This window comes from Xylanibacter ruminicola Ga6B6 (assembly GCF_000687715.1).
Taxonomy (GTDB): Bacteria; Bacteroidota; Bacteroidia; order Bacteroidales; family Bacteroidaceae; genus Prevotella; species Prevotella ruminicola_B.
Window position 1 is genome coordinate 80,568 of record NZ_JHXD01000004.1, and the last position, 15,447, is coordinate 96,014.

15 protein-coding genes are annotated in these 15,447 nt (G+C 46.7%); 4 read left to right on the top strand and 11 right to left on the bottom strand.

From position 1 onward, the window contains the following. Positions 1–30: 30 nt before the first annotated feature. Entirely contained in the window at positions 31–1,077 is a 1,047-nt protein-coding gene (gene cobT / locus T500_RS0104310; protein WP_028907084.1) for a nicotinate-nucleotide--dimethylbenzimidazole phosphoribosyltransferase, read from the top strand. Here cobT and T500_RS0104315 read toward each other — a convergent pair. Continuing rightward, positions 1,074–4,292, bottom strand: coding sequence for a S41 family peptidase (locus tag T500_RS0104315; RefSeq protein WP_028907085.1), 3,219 nt, complete (start codon positions 4,290–4,292; stop codon positions 1,074–1,076). The two genes, cobT and T500_RS0104315, sit on opposite strands and share 4 nt — an antisense overlap. A 149-nt stretch (positions 4,293–4,441) precedes the next feature. Here T500_RS0104315 and T500_RS15130 point away from each other — a divergent pair, with 149 nt between their 5' ends. The 3 genes from T500_RS15130 (at position 4,442) to T500_RS0104330 (ending at position 6,858) form a co-directional block, all read left to right on the top strand. Further along, positions 4,442–5,188 (top strand): peptidylprolyl isomerase, encoded by a 747-nt coding sequence (locus T500_RS15130; RefSeq protein WP_036908429.1) that lies wholly within the window; start codon positions 4,442–4,444, stop codon positions 5,186–5,188. A gap of 152 nt (positions 5,189–5,340) precedes the next feature. Next, positions 5,341–5,745: a ferritin family protein gene (locus T500_RS0104325; protein WP_028907086.1), complete on the top strand. Its 405-nt coding sequence runs from the start codon at positions 5,341–5,343 to the stop codon at positions 5,743–5,745. Positions 5,746–5,751: 6 nt separating this feature from the next. After that, entirely contained in the window at positions 5,752–6,858 is a 1,107-nt protein-coding gene (locus T500_RS0104330) for a radical SAM protein (protein ID WP_028907087.1), read from the top strand. Positions 6,859–6,929: 71 nt separating this feature from the next. Here the strand turns inward: T500_RS0104330 and T500_RS0104335 are convergent, their stop codons facing one another. The 10 genes from T500_RS0104335 to T500_RS0104375 all read right to left on the bottom strand — a co-directional run bounded on the left by T500_RS0104335 (position 6,930) and on the right by T500_RS0104375 (position 15,396). Next, positions 6,930–7,412: a hypothetical protein gene (locus T500_RS0104335; protein ID WP_028907088.1), complete on the bottom strand. Its 483-nt coding sequence runs from the start codon at positions 7,410–7,412 to the stop codon at positions 6,930–6,932. A gap of 87 nt (positions 7,413–7,499) precedes the next feature. Beyond that, entirely contained in the window at positions 7,500–7,652 is a 153-nt protein-coding gene (locus tag T500_RS16840) for a hypothetical protein (RefSeq protein ID WP_155267429.1), read from the bottom strand. 63 nt (positions 7,653–7,715) lie between these two features. Beyond that, entirely contained in the window at positions 7,716–8,435 is a 720-nt protein-coding gene (locus T500_RS0104345; protein WP_230580838.1) for a flavin reductase family protein, read from the bottom strand. Between the two features lie 37 nt (positions 8,436–8,472). Continuing rightward, positions 8,473–8,904 (bottom strand): membrane protein, encoded by a 432-nt coding sequence (locus T500_RS0104350; RefSeq protein ID WP_028907090.1) that lies wholly within the window; start codon positions 8,902–8,904, stop codon positions 8,473–8,475. 146 nt (positions 8,905–9,050) lie between these two features. Further along, on the bottom strand, positions 9,051–9,368 hold the full coding sequence (locus T500_RS0104355; protein WP_028907091.1) for a heavy metal-binding domain-containing protein: 318 nt from the start codon (positions 9,366–9,368) through the stop codon (positions 9,051–9,053). A 24-nt stretch (positions 9,369–9,392) separates the two neighbouring features. Then, on the bottom strand, positions 9,393–10,571 hold the full coding sequence (locus T500_RS0104360) for a PDZ domain-containing protein (RefSeq protein WP_028907092.1): 1,179 nt from the start codon (positions 10,569–10,571) through the stop codon (positions 9,393–9,395). 101 nt (positions 10,572–10,672) lie between these two features. Beyond that, complete coding sequence (locus T500_RS15135) at positions 10,673–11,026, bottom strand: MptD family putative ECF transporter S component (protein WP_036908432.1); 354 nt, start codon at positions 11,024–11,026, stop codon at positions 10,673–10,675. Positions 11,027–11,148: 122 nt separating this feature from the next. Next, complete coding sequence (gene eno / locus T500_RS0104365) at positions 11,149–12,456, bottom strand: phosphopyruvate hydratase (protein WP_028907093.1); 1,308 nt, start codon at positions 12,454–12,456, stop codon at positions 11,149–11,151. A 158-nt stretch (positions 12,457–12,614) separates the two neighbouring features. Beyond that, positions 12,615–13,133, bottom strand: a complete 519-nt coding sequence (locus T500_RS0104370; RefSeq protein ID WP_036908434.1) for a flavodoxin family protein — start codon at positions 13,131–13,133, stop codon at positions 12,615–12,617. A 97-nt stretch (positions 13,134–13,230) separates the two neighbouring features. Further along, complete coding sequence (locus T500_RS0104375; RefSeq protein ID WP_230580839.1) at positions 13,231–15,396, bottom strand: TonB-dependent receptor; 2,166 nt, start codon at positions 15,394–15,396, stop codon at positions 13,231–13,233. Positions 15,397–15,447 lie beyond the last annotated feature (51 nt).

The following is a 15,447-nucleotide window of genomic DNA, read 5'->3' on the forward strand; positions in this document are numbered from 1 at the left end:
TTAATCCGCGTTAATCCGTGCCTAAAAAAAATGAAGTCATTCGCAATACATCCCATAGATAAATCCTTTGCGCCACAGATTCAGGCAAAGATAGACAATCTGAACAAGCCCAAAGGCTCGTTAGGCAAATTAGAAGATCTGGCCCTGCAGATCAGCTTAATCCAACAGACATTAGAACCCTCACTCGCTCACCCTTGTCATTTGTTATTAGGTGGCGATCATGGCATCGAGCGCGAAGGCGTGAGCGTGTCGCCACGCGAGGTCACCTGGCAGCAGATGATTAACTTTACTCATGGTGGTGGCGGCGTAAATATGTTCTGCAGGCAGCATGGGTTTAAGCTGCGTATTGTAGATGTGGGCGTAGATTACGATTTTACAGGTATCGATGGCATTCTTGACCGCAAGATAGCCCGAGGCACCAAGAATTTTCTGTATGAAGCAGCGATGACCGAAGCAGAGTTCGATCGAGCCATCCAGATTGGGTGCGACCTGGTAGATGACTGTATCGCTGAAGGCTGTCGTGTACTGAGTATCGGCGAGATGGGTATTGCCAATACCTCACCCTCCAGCATCTGGATGCACCTGTTTACAGGCGTCCCCTTACAAGAGTGTATCGGTGCAGGTGCCGGTCTCGATACCCCAGGCATCCGCCACAAGTACGAAGTGCTCTCAAAGGCATTATTAAACTACCAAGTTACCACCCCAAACCAAGCACCTATCACCCCACTCGCCTACTTCGGCGGCTACGAGATGGTAGCTGCCATCGGCGCCATGCTAAAAGCCGCCGAAAAGCATCTGGTGATACTCATCGACGGCTTTATTATGACGGCCTGTGCGTTGGCTGCTATTCAGCTATATCCAGCAGCAAAGGACTACATGATTTTTACACATTGTGGTGATGAGAACGGTCACAAACGCATGCTCGATGCGATGGGTGCAAATGCCTTGCTGCATCTGGGTTTGCGATTAGGCGAAGGCACTGGAGCTCTTTGTGCATTCCCGATAGTTGATTCAGCTGTTCGGATGATGAACGAGATGAACAACTTCGAGAACGCCAATATCACCAAGTATTTTTAACGGAGCATCTCCTTTACAGCACGCTCCAACTGACGGTCGCGACCGTTGATATAATCCTCAGGAGTATTATACACCTCGATATCAGGATTCAGTGTGGTGTTCTCGCCGAACACGCCACGCATATCGCGACAACCTACCTGAGGAATACCGAAAATCATTCCGTTCTGCAGGGTCTCCCACCAAACGGCAGTCATTGTTCCGGCTACAGGTGCACCAATCAGTTTACCAATCTTCAGTTCTTTATATACCCATGGGAAACCGTGTCCGTTACTGTAGTCATCCTCGCAAATCAGCACGCACGAAGGCTTCAGCCACTTGTTATAAGGATCAGAACCTACATACTTGCCATGAGGAACAAACTCCTGATATTTCTTACCGCTCAACAGGGTGCACAAATCGTCGTGTAACCAACCACCACCATTGTGTCGCTCGTCAACTACAGCGGCCACACGATTGCGGTTCTTGTCGCTCAGCAGTTCACGGTAAACCGTACGGAAGCTTGGACTGTCCATCGCCTTAACATGCACGTAGGCCAGCTTGCCATCCGAGAGGCTATCGGTCATCTCACGCTGACGGTCAACCCAACGCTTATACAGCAACTCGGTCTGGTTACTACGACTGATGGCCTTGATAGTCACGTCATTACGCTTACCGGTTGAAGGGTTCAGAATGGTCAAACGTACGCGTTTTCCAGCCTTACCATCCAGCAGTGGGAAGTAGTCGTCGTTAGCTTTAATAGCTACACCGTCGATAGCCTCTATGATACATCCGGCTATCACGCCAGACTTCTTCTGAGCCAATGGCGAGCGTTTGATAATCTCCTCGATACGCAGTCCATCGCCCTGATAGTTCTGGTCGATAAACACACCTAATGTGGCAGTACTGAGTGATGCGCCATTAGGATAATATCTGGCACCTGTGTGCGATGCATTCAACTCGCCCAGCATCTCGCTCAGCATATCTCTGAAGTCATACTCATTATTAATATAAGGCAGGAAACGGCGATAGTTATCGCGATAGCCTTCCCAGTCAACCTGGTGCAGATTCTCTACATAGAACTTATCCTTAACCTGGCGCCAGATGTGGTCGAACAAGTAAGCACGCTCCTCGTAAGGACGATAGTTGAATACGGTCTCGAAATCAATGTTCTTGGTAGATTTCTTTCCGAGATCCAACTTCTTAATGCCACCACGCGAAACCAGGAACAGGTTATTAAACTTCTTGTCGGGCTGCATAGCACCGCCACCAACACCTTTAATCAGCAGCTCGGTTTTATCCTCGCGCAGGTAATGTACCCACAGATCCCTGCCACCTTCGAACGAGGCCTGATAATACAATGTGTCGCCCTTCAGCACAGCATCGCCCATGCGAGCTGAGTTATCAGTTACGCGCACAATGCGATCGCGACAATTTTCCAGGTCGAATGCTAGCAACTTCTCGGTCTTTAGCTTCTCGGCAGTCTTCTTGTTGTCTTTTTTCTTCTTGGCATCCTTATTATCGTCAGCCTTCTCATTTTTCTTAGCCTCTTTCTCTGCCTCTTCCAGTATCTCCTTATCCTCCTTACTCATGGTAAAACGGTCGTAGGCATCTACATCGAAGAACATCACGTAGTAGTCTGACTCGGCACCCCAGCTACCGTGACTGCGATAACCGGCGCGATCACTCTCAAACAGCATAGCCTTGCCACCAAGCACCCAACGGGCCGAACTCTCGTTGTAGCCACTCTCAGTCAGGTTGTGTACCTCGCCATTACCACTAGCATTTACCAGAGCAATGTCGCTGCTGTTCCAACCGCCAGTACCTATATAGCTGGCCAACAGCCACTTGCTGTCGGGACTCCACTCAAACCAGAGGTCGCCATCACGGTACGAGAAGTTGTACTTACCATCAAGCACGGTGCGCTCCAGTCCAGTCTTCAGGTTAATCACACAAAGCTCCGAACGGTTCTTGAAGTAAGCCACCTCTTTGCCATCAGGACTATACTTTGGCTGCAGCGATGTCTCGTTGCTGTTAGTCAGTCGTTCCTCCTGCAGGGCGGTAGCGTAAGTAAAGAGTTTCTCGTTCTTATTTTTCAGTTTTGTCTGATATATCTGCCAAACGCCTCCACGCTCTGCACAGTAAACCAAATTGCGACCATCAGGCGCAAAATCAACACTGCGCTCCTGCTGTGGTGTATTGGTAATCTGTTTGGTAGTCTTATACTCGACCGATGTCACGAAGATATCGCCACGCAGAATAAAAGCAACCTCTTTGGCATCAGGTGAAAGACTGATTTCGGTTACACCGCTCGAACGGAGCTGACGAATCAGATCCTTATCCTGTCGGTCGCCAGTAATAGTTACCTTTACCTTCTGTGGCTCAGAGCCTTCCTTCAAGGTATAAATCTCGCCATTCTGACTGTAGCAGAGTGTGCCTTCGTTGCTTACCGAGAGATAGCGAACGGGATTCATCTGATGATGCGAGAGCTGCTTTTTGCCTGTGCCGTCTATATTTCGGCGATACACATTAAAAGTACCATCTTCCTCGCTGGTGTAATAATACGAGTTGGCATCGGCCCAACGTGGTGTGCGGTCCTCGCCCTTAAAGTCAGTCAGTCTGCTATAGTGTCCATCCTGTACTAACCAGATGTCGCGACAGATAGGACTCTGATGATGCTTGCGGAAAGGATCCTCGTAGCCCTTATAGTCGTGATAAAGCATACGACCATCCTTGGCAAAGCTGATATCCTCCATAGGCAAGGTTGAGAACATACGTGGACGACCGCCCTTGATGCTCACCTCGTATACCTGATTTTCGCCAGGGAACAGAATCGACTGGGCCGAAGGCATCCACGAAGCCGAGAACAACACATGTTCGTTGTCTCGCCAAACCATAGGCATCTCGTTGGTGCTGTTGGTTGTCAGGCGCACAGGTTCGCTACCTTGCGCATCCATCACATATACATCTATGCTACCCTCACGACTCGAAGCAAAAGCCAATTTGGTGCCATCGGGGCTCCATACCGGACAAGCATCGTAAGCCGCATTGGTGGTAAGCTGTCGGGCCTGTCCGCCAGTTGATGCTACTGTATATACATCACCTTTATACGAAAAGGCAATCGTTTTGCCATTGGGCGAGATGGCAGTGTACCGCATCCACAGCGGTCCTTCTTCTGCATGAGAGCTAAGCCCCGCCATCAGGAGGCCAGCAGCCAAAATGAATTTTCTAGTTTTCATCACGTTATTTTAAGTTTATCTATTGTGTTTGAAATTTCAATAAAATCGGGTGCAAAGATAAGAATTTATACGCATTTTGCAAAAAAATACGCTTATTTTTCGCATTTTTCGTTACTTTTTGTTACTTTTACAGCCAAAAAACAGTCAATATGAAACAAATACTTACTTTTGCATTCGCCTTTTTCCTGGCATCGGCGTCATTAAAAGCACAAACAACAAGTACCGAAGTACTCTTCGAAACCACTAAGGGTAACATACGCATAGCCCTTTATGATGAAACCCCACAGCACCGTGATAACTTTCTGAAGCTTACAAAAATGGGGTCGTACGATTCGCTGCTGTTCCATCGTGTGATTAAGGATTTTATGATTCAGACGGGCGATATCTTTAGCAAGAAAGCCAAACCCGGACAGCTGTTAGGAATGGGCGATTACGACTATACCACCGAAGCCGAGTTCCGTTTACCAAAGATATTCCATCGTCGTGGTGTAGTAGCTGCTGCACGCGAGGGCGACGAGAAGAATCCTGAGCGCCGTTCTGGTGCCAGTCAGTTCTACATGGTTTGGGGCAAGGTGTACGACGATCGCCGACTGGATTATACCCAGCAGAAGATCGACTCGATAACTAACGGACAGGTTAAAATTACCCCTGAGATGCGCGAGGTATATAAAACCATCGGTGGCACGCCCCATCTCGATGGCCAGTACACTGTTTTTGGTGAGATTATCGAGGGTTTGGATGTAGTCGAAGCTATCCAAGGTGTGGCCGTAGATAAGAACGATCGCCCCTTAGAGGATATCCGTATTTTGAAGGCCACCGTTACAAAGGACCTCCCTGCCCCACCTGCTCCAAAAGCTACTCCCAAACGTAAAGTAGCACCTAAAAAAAGAAGATAATACATATATGTTGTTATTCATATCGCAAGCGATATTTGGTTAATTCTTCTTAAAGTATCATCTAAATCGCTTGCGATATAAATTATTCTTGTTACCTTTGCATCGCTTTTTAGTTGATAACATCACAAAAACAACAATATATATTAATTACAATGATTTACGGAAAAACGAAAGGTACCGATTTTGAAAAGCTGTGCGATGGTGCTGCTAAGGCCGAGGCGCAAGGAGTAATGGTTTATTATGCGCTGGCAAGAATGGCTCGTGAACAGGGCTATCCCGAAGAGGTTTCGGCTAAGTTTATCGAGATGGCTAATCAAGAGGCTGTACATGCAGGATTCTATGCTACCCTGATGGCTAAGTACGATAGCAATATCTGGAAGATTGCCGAGAACTTTGCCAAGGGCGAATATCACGGCGAACAGCAGGTCAACCAGTTTGCACAGGCATTACGTGCTATAGGACTGAATGAAGCTGCCGACGAGATGGATGTGTTTGCCAAGCAGGAGCGTCACCATGGCGATACGCTTACAGAACTGATTAACAAGTACAAAAAATAAACTCGTATGGAAAGTCAGAGTGTCATTAATTTGGCAGAATACATGAATGGTAGCATTCGCAATATCATGGCTACAGCCTATAAGAATGTGCTGAGTAATCCACGTGAAGCGAAGTTTGCCTTTAAAATGCAGCGCCTGTTCGAGAAATCGGAGAAACGCCGTAAGAAGATGGCCGAGAGCGAAGGTTTGGATGTGCCACCTTTCTTAATTAGCAGTATCTCAACCACCTGCAATCTGCATTGCAAGGGTTGCTATGCCCGTTCCAATGGAATAGCCGAGGATAACGAGGCCGATCGCAAGTCCACACTTACTCCTGAACAGTGGCGCCACATTTTTGAGGAGGCTGCTGAGATGGGTATCAACTTCTCGTTGCTGGCTGGTGGCGAGCCTATGATGCGCAAGGATATTCTGGAGCAGCTGGCTGAGGTTAAGGATATGATATTCCCCATTTTTACCAATGGCACACTGATTGGTCCATCGTACTTGGAGTTTCTGCGTAAGAATCTGAACATGGTGCCCATCATCAGTCTTGAGGGAACGGCCATTGGCACCGACGAACGTCGTGGTCAGGGTGTGTTCAAGCGTGCTATGCAGTCGATGGAGATGCTGAAATCCGAGAATCTCTTCTTCGGCACCAGCATCACCGTTACTACCGAGAACATGCAGCTGGTAACATCCGCTGAGTTTATTAATCAGCTGCGCGGCTATGGTTGTAAGATCGTGTTCTATATCGAGTATGTGCCCACAGAACCAGGCACTGAGCATTTGGCATTTAGCGATGCACATGTGGCCCAGATGGAGCAGGTACTCGAAGAACGCCGCACGGCTTATCAGGATATCATCTTCCTATCGTTCCCAGGTGATGAGAAGGCTTTAGGTGGTTGTCTGGCCTCAGGTCGCGGTTTCTTCCATATCGGTCCCGATGGATCGGCTGAGCCCTGCCCGTTCTCACCCTTCAGCGATAGTAATGTGGTTGAACTCGGTGTACGCGAGGCACTTAAATCGCCTTTATTCAAGAAAATTCGAGCTGCCCGCGCATTAGGTTGGGAGCACACCGGAGGCTGCACTCTCTTTGAGCACCGCGAGGAAATAGAACAGATGATGAACAAATAAATAAGCTCATATTGATTAATGGATTGAAAAACGAGAGGCTTGCCGTTGTAATATGGCAAGCTTCTTTTTTATTATTTGATGCGCTTTAATATAGCCTGTGGACTGCCACTGATTTCGGTAAGCGTCTGACCATCCTGACTCAACTCGTAGTTGATGGGCTTTTTACTTTTTACACTGATGATGGTTAACTTATTGCCATTAATAGTATAGCTGGTATTACCACTCGATTGTCCTGTTTTAAATTTCATTTTTGCCATCTTACGATAAAACCAAGAGGCACCATTGGCTTTGGCTTTATCCTCGTCGTATTTTAAGATGGTAGTTACATGAGCCGTTTTCCCATCTATGAACTTTACCGTTCTTTTGGCTGTAATAGCACTTGTGATGGCCTGGATATTGCTCATTTCTTTTTTGTCGGCCTGTGCCTTTAACTCTTTAATACCTGTAGCAAACAAGTTGTCGCAGTGATACACTCTGCCAGCAAGTTCACTTTGCCCGCATACCTTTACTACAGCTGTAAAAGCAATAGCCAAAGCTAAAATTATTTTTTTCATTTTTGTAATTTGATTGAATAATTTCGCTGGCAAAGGTATCGTATTATTTTGTTACACCCAAATCCTATAACATTCATTGTATATTTTTCAGAATTGCTTGGAGAACCAATCCCAATCATCGTACATAATGAAATGCAAACCTTTGGTAGCATAACGGATGGTGGCATCAGGGCATGCTTCAAACTGACTCTTTACCATCTGGTCGACACCTCGAAACTGGGGCTCTAGCAATACTAACATTGGGTCTTTGATATTCTTAAGTTCGGCGCGCAAATCGGTGTTTGTGTAATTCCTTAACTATAGTTATTTTACCTCTCGTTCGATAATGGCCTTACCTGAGCCCCATGCATCTCCAACCTTCTCACCTAATACGCGATAGATGCGCTTGGTTGAATCAAATACTACTGGCTGAAGCTTCTCAAGGTCGATATTACCATCTTCGTCGAGGATGTTCTCATCGGCACTCATGTTCACTATCTCACCAACTACACGCGCACCGTCATTACCATTCTCCTCAAACTCAACCACCTTACACTCTAAGGTTAATTTGTATTCATTAATGATGGGAGCATCCACGTTCGGACTGGCTGTTACAGTATAACCTGCCTTCGCCACCTTATCAGGCACATCGTTGGCCGATACAGTTCCAAAGTAATCACTCTGTACCACATCGTCTTTGGTTGCGAAACTGATAGTGAAAGCTTTCTTCAGTCGGATATTCTCTGTGGTTTTATGAGCCGAAAGCTGGAAAGTGATATGCTTTGGACCACACTGTCCGCCCCATGCAGCCATCATCACATCAGGATTCTGTTTCTCATCCCATGTGGCAATCATAATAGCAGGCTGTGGTGTGATAACCATCTGGTCGGTAAAGTTCTTACGACCCTCTACAGCCTTTACATCTATTTTCTCTTCGGTGGGGTTCTCGTTAACGTTAGCCTCACTCTTCTGCTGCTTGTTGCCACAGGCTACGATAAACATCGCACCTGTAAGCAGCAATGTTGATAACTTTGTTGTCTTCATAAGTCCTTTGTTTTATTTTCTCAATGATTCTTCTTATTTATTTGTTTTTGTATTTGCTATACAGTTGCTTGCAATAAGCCCATACTCCGGTCGACCATAATGCCCAAGCTATCAGCACTGGCTGGAAGAACAATCTTATCAAACGAGCCGTATCGGTGTTCAGGTTAAAAGCATCGATATGATTTACGTACTGATTGATGTTACCAGGGAAGATAGCTACATAAAAGAGAGCCAGCAAGGCACCTACCACGGGTCGATACTTCTTCCACATCAGCAGCATGCCCAAGCCCAGACAAATTTCAACTACACCCGATGCCAGTACTACAAAATCGGTAAACGCTGGCGAGAACTGTAACCATGTGGGAACTTGTGCAACAAACTCCTGACGTGCGATAGTCAGATGACTAAAACCTGCATAGGTCATAAACATACCTAACAGCACTTGTGCAATAATCTTAACGTACTTCATATTCATTCGTTTTTGTGATCTTATTATTTAATTGCGCTGCAAAGGTACATATAATAATTTATATCGCAAGCGATTTAGTTAAAACTTTAATAAGAATTAACCAAATATCGCTCACGATATGTTTAACTAAACTAAGGTAGTTATAGCTATAGCACAACTGCAGTGCCGCTGGCGGCTACCATCAGCATTGAGCCGTTAGCACCGATGGTCTCGTAATCAAGGTCGATGCCTACAATAGCGTTAGCACCTAACATCTGTGCGCGTTCCATCATCTCGCGCATAGCCTCGTCCTTGGCCTCGCGCAGCACTTTCTCATAGCTGCCGGCACGACCACCTACGATATCACGAATACCAGCAAACAGGTCCTTAAACATGTTTGCACCGATGATTGTTTCACCTGTCACTATACCCTTATACTCACGGATAGTGTGACCTTCGATTGTTGGAGTTGTTGAAAGTACCATAATCGTATAAATTAGAAGATATTTTTACCAATATTCTTTTGCTTCAAGTATCACATGTTTTTTCTGGCCTTGTGTCGTCACGAGATTAAGTTCGTGGTGGGGTGCCTTGCGTAGGGCTTCCTCCTCATCCCAGGTGTAATCCCTCACATCGCGACCATTAATGGTGGTAATCGTGTCGCCTATCTCCACACCAGCCTCGTGGGCCTCGCTCGAACGGTTCATATAAAACACCACCCAACCACGACAGATATCTGTGCGGTTACGCCAGCCATAACCATATCTCTTACCGATGGGTTCATCGGCTTTATGTCGGCGAAGATAAAGCATCTGTTTCTTGGCATCGATAATGATGTTAAACCTATCCCACACATCATTACCGATAATACCCAGATAAGGTCTGTCGCCCATAGCCCCTACCCCATCTTGTACATAGCTGATATCTGTATAACGGATGGTGTCGCAACCTATTAATATATGGTCGCTCATCATCTCAACCGACGTCTCCATCGCCTTATCGCCAATACCCGGCTGAGTCATATCCGCCAAGTAGCGTTTGCCCTCAATCTTATCAAGAGTGAATTCGGTCATAGCCCTCGATGTAAAGGTTACAGAACTGCCGCTACCCGTATCCATCAAGTACCAGCCACGTATCTTCTTGCCGCCCAACTGCACCTCAGCCTGCAGCATAATCCTGTTATTCTCGTATTTAATGGGTAACTGCATAAAGCCCTCGGTATGGGGCGCCGTGTTAGTGTACTGTTTAAGATACTGCTTTTCGAAGTTGATTTCGAGCGGATATTTTGAGATATCCTTGATGCCCCAGATACCATCCACATGACGATTTACAACGTCACGCAACTTAAATATCGGCACTATCTGATATTGCTGCACAACATTACCCATCTGTACCTTGGTGCCATCGGCTATCACTCTTACCATAGTTGATCCTGCGGCACCACCAGCTCTTGCCTTACCTACTTTCTGTGGATGCCAGGTTGATTGTGCAAGCGCCACACTGTCGATACCAAAGATGTTAGCTGCGCCTGTATCAAACAGCGTATTTACACGCAAATTATCGTTAATGGTAGTCTGCAGATAAATATGCCCGCGATACACAAAAGGCATCGTATTATCGTTGGCATTATTCTGTGCCAAGCCATTCAGGCTGCTTAATGCAAGTATGATAGTTGATAACAGTTTCATAAAATAGCATTTTTAAATAATCTTATCCGATGCAAATATAAACATAATTCCTGAAAGGCCCAAAAATATTAGCGTTTTTTGGTAATAATTTACTTATCAAATCAAGTCCATCTGTCGCGGACTATACGTAAACGACTAAAAGTCGAGATTCCCATATAGGCTACTACGAGGGTAAGTATAATAACCATCAAAGCTGTCTGGGTAAGATTTATCTCGCCCATCGACAACAGGAGTGCTGCTAATACTGACGAAAACAGCGTGGCTACTCCGAACCGCTGCCATCTCGACACTGCCCACAGATAAGAAGGTGCACCAAGAACTGCTGCAAGAACAGGGAAAACTACAATCCAGCACCAAGGGTTAACAAATCCGATAAAGGCGCTAGCGAAACATGTTGCTGAATAAACAATGGCACAACCGATGATGCCGAAATAGTTGATGTTTGATTTTACCATAATTGTTATGTTTGATTATTATTAGAATACAATCTTTTTAGAATAATGCAGACAAGCTTCACAGCTTATCTGCATTTTTAAGTTGTTTTATTATAAATGATTTACTCAAAAAGTTAATGCGTTTATTTCAGTCGCTGGTAGCCGTATGCAGCTGTGCTGCCAAGCTCTTCCTCGATACGTATCAACTGATTGTACTTGGCCATACGGTCGGTACGAGAAAGTGAACCAGTCTTGATTTGTCCAGAGTTTGTGGCTACTGCGATGTCGGCAATCGTGGTGTCCTCTGTTTCACCCGAGCGGTGAGAGGTCACTGTGGTGTAGCCGTGTCGGTGCGCCATTTCAATAGCCTCCAAGGTCTCTGTCAACGAACCAATCTGGTTCACTTTAATCAATATCGAGTTAGCAGCGCCCATCTTGATACCCTTCTCAAGGAACTTGGTATTGGTCACAAACAGGTCGTCGCCTACCAGCTGGCAGCGGTCGCCAATCTTCTCGGTCAGTTTTACCCAGTTATCCCAGTCGTTCTCGTCCAGTCCGTCTTCGATAGAGTCGATAGGATACTTAGTAATGAGCTGCTCCAGATAAGCAATCTGCTCATCGGCTGAGAGCTTCTTGCCGTTAGGATCCTTCTTCGCACCATTCTTAAGCTGACGGTAGTCGTAGAACCACTGTCCATTCTCGCAGGTAGCAAACTCAGATGCAGCACAGTCCATTGCAATCTTTACATCCTTACCAGGCTCATAACCAGCTTTCTTGATAGCCTCTACAATGGTGTCGAGTGCATCCTCGATACCGTCGAAGTTAGGCGCATAGCCGCCCTCATCACCTACGGCTGTAGAAAGACCACGTGCCTTGAGCAGCTTGGCCAGGTTATGGAATACTTCGGCACCCATACGGATGGCCTCGCGCTCATTGCTGGCACCTACAGGACGGATCATAAACTCCTGGTAAGCGATAGGGGCTGCAGAGTGTGCACCACCATTTACAATATTCATCATAGGCACAGGTAAGGTGTATGCATTGCAGCCGCCTATATATCTATAAAGAGGTATATTCAGTGCCTTAGCTGCAGCTTGAGCACAAGCTAACGATACACCGAGAATGGCATTGGCACCCAGTTTCGACTTGGTAGGAGTTCCGTCGAGAGCCAGCATCTTATAGTCGATGGCACGCTGTTCCAGCACACAGTCGCCCTTCAGCTCAGGTGCAATCACTTTGTTTACATTGTCAACGGCCTTCAATACACCCTTACCCAGATAGCGTTCTTTGTCGCCATCGCGCAGTTCAAGGGCTTCGTTCTCGCCAGTCGATGCTCCTGATGGCACAGCGGCACGGCCCATGACTCCATTCTCGAGTGTTACTTCTACCTCTACTGTTGGATTACCTCTTGAATCGAGAATCTCTCTCGCATGAATCTTTTCAATTTTCATATTTTACTCCTTATTTTATAACTAATAACTAACAAAATCTTTTTCGGCTGCAAAGGTAAGACAATTATAAAAGGTGTACAATACCTAAAATCGAGTGTTTTAAGTATTGCACGCCTGCAAAACCTTACAAAAGCTGGTTAATCAGAAGTAGGTATTGTTTATATTTTCGCAGCAAGAGCCAGAACCTTCTGTTTTGTTTCCTCTGTCTTCTGCTCATCAATCTTAGCAGATACAAAGCCCATGTTCTCTGCTTTCCAATAGTTGCATATATCACGGAACTCGGCTGTAGCACCATCATATACACCAGGCGAGTATGACGACATCAGCAGCGCCATCTTCTTCACCTTGGCGGGTTTGTTCACGCAGTACATACGTTGGATGGAAGCCTGAATCTGTGCGCAGATTGTAAAGTAGTAGATGGGGGCAGCCAGCACCAGTACCTCGGCCTCGTTCATCATGGGGCAGAGTTCCTGCATGTCGTCCTTCTGGATACAGGTGCCGTTGCCCTTCGTATGACAGTACTCGCAAGCCAAGCAGCCTGCAATCTTCATTTTGGCTACATTCACCAGTGTCACCTCATGACCTGCTGCCTCGGCAGCCTTCTTGTACTCTTCCGCCATCCATGCGGTGTTTCCATTAGCTCTTGGAGAGCCTTGTAAAATCAGGACTTTACTCATAATAGTATTTGTTTAGTGATAGTAAATTTGTCACAAATATACGAAAAAAAATCCCAAAGCATTACAAAATGCCTTGGGATTTAGAGATTATTATAATTTATAGAGAGATGGGCACTACCAACTTGAAGGTGATGTTGCGGCCCATGTTATATACGCCTCGACGGCCGGTAACCACGTTTTCTTCGGCATACTTCAAACGGCTCAGGTGGTTCTGATAGGCCTTGTTCAGCAGGTTATCGGCGGTAATGTAGAACTCTGCTATTTTCTTACCTTTTACCTGAATATCGGTTCCTGCCGAGAGATTGAGTAGCGCATAACCGGGTGTCGCTGTTTCTGTATCGTCGGCGCTAAAGATATGCGACTGCTTCAGATAACAGTCGAGACCAGCGGCTATATAGAGGTTATTCAGTACCGAACGGTGGGCTGCATCGGTAGTATGGTGATGATTTACCGTGGTATGCGAGTGATGGAACAGCTCCCACTTCAGTTCCGAGGCCCATTTAGGTGCCGGCGTAAAGGGCAGATACTTCGTACCCGGTTCGGCATGCATCTGCTGTGCATCAACAAACGAAAAAGTGTTCGAGAAATGCACGCTGTGTACAGGATGTAAGTCCACGCCCGCCTCGAAGCCTAACAATCGGGCATCGCCCTGGGTGTAGGCGTAAGTCAGGTAGCCTTCCTCTATCTCATCGGCCAGTCGGTGGGTAAAAATGTAATTGTCGATGCGATTGGCAAAAAGTGACAGCTGTGCCGATACATATTGCGAAGTAAACTCCAATCCCAGGTCGGCCTGCATACTGTATTCGGCCTTCAGATCCTGGTTCCCAATCTCGTAGCGCAAAGAACCCTCGTGTACACCGTTTGAAGCCAGTTCGCTCATGTTAGGTATACGGAAACCGCGAGCCAGATTCAGGCGCAGGTTAAAGTGCTCATTGATGTTGCATACGGCACCGATGCTACCTGTTACGCCGTTGAAATGGCGACTGAAGTTGGCGAAACGAACGTCACCATCCTCCATCAGCTCGTAACCGTGCAACCGGCGATGATCGTAACGCAATCCACCGTTCAGTGTCCAGTTGTCGCCAAGACTCTTGGTGGCAGTGGCATAGAAACCGAAGTCGAACAGTCGGTAGTCAGGAATCAGATACTCTTCGCCCTCGTTACCCGACTTCTGATACATACCACCGATACCAGTCGACAGTTTCCAACCGTTAAACTCGTTGGTAACGTAGCGCAAATCGTATGTCAGCGTGTGCAACTTAAAATACAGTTCGTATTCATCCATCTCTTCCTCGAACTCCTGTCGACGGTTCTGCTGGTAACCGATGATGGCCTTGAGATAGCCCGATGAGAGGTTCAACGAGTTGTCCCATACCACCTTGTAGTGCTTTACCTGCTGGAATGGGAGTGTTTTCGAGTACTGATGTCCGGTCCAACCATCTTCATGGTCTAGTTCACCGGTTTCAGCATCACGCTCTCCTTCTACGATGCCTGGCGTTAAGTGATAGGCAGTCCACGTCAAACGCGAGTGTCCCCACCCTTTGTTCAGGCCCAGCATCAGTCGTCCTGCTCTTTCGCGGAACTGCGAGCCAGGCACATAGCCGTCGTATTTATTCTTATAGGCATGTGCCATTTTATCGCTATAGCGGGCATCCCACACAACCCCCTTCTGGTTGCCTGCCATTTGCAACGAGTAATTAAAAAGACCATTGTTGGTTTGGTATTCGGTACTGATATTACCTTTCAGCTCACCCTCGGCCAGTGTTGGTTGAGCGTGCAGGATAACCACACCTGCCATGGCATCCGAGCCGTACATCAGCGAGGCAGGACCTTTCAGTATCTCAACACTGCCCACGCTGCTGCCATCTACCTCAACGCCATGCTCGTCGCCCCACTGCTGTCCTTCCTGGCGTACACCTTCGCTCATCACCACCACGCGGTTATAGCCCAGTCCGCGGATGATGGGCTTCGAGATGCTACCACCGGTAGTGAGCTGACTCACACCAGGCTGATGGGCGATGGCATCAATGATATTGGTAGAGGCCGTTGCCTTTAGTATCTGTGGTGTAACAATGCTCACGGGTGCTGTGGCGTGTTTCAGATTCGTATCGCCCGTTACGCCTGTTACTGTTACTTCGTTTAAGTTCAGATGACGGAAAAACACATCTGTTGAATCTTCTATATGGTGATGTTTACTATTATCCTGAGCTGCCACTGCCATGCATACGCACAACAATGGCAGAATGATATATCTTGCTTTCATTCTGTTATCTAATTAATTATATGTTATATATATGTATGTAAATAATCTGAG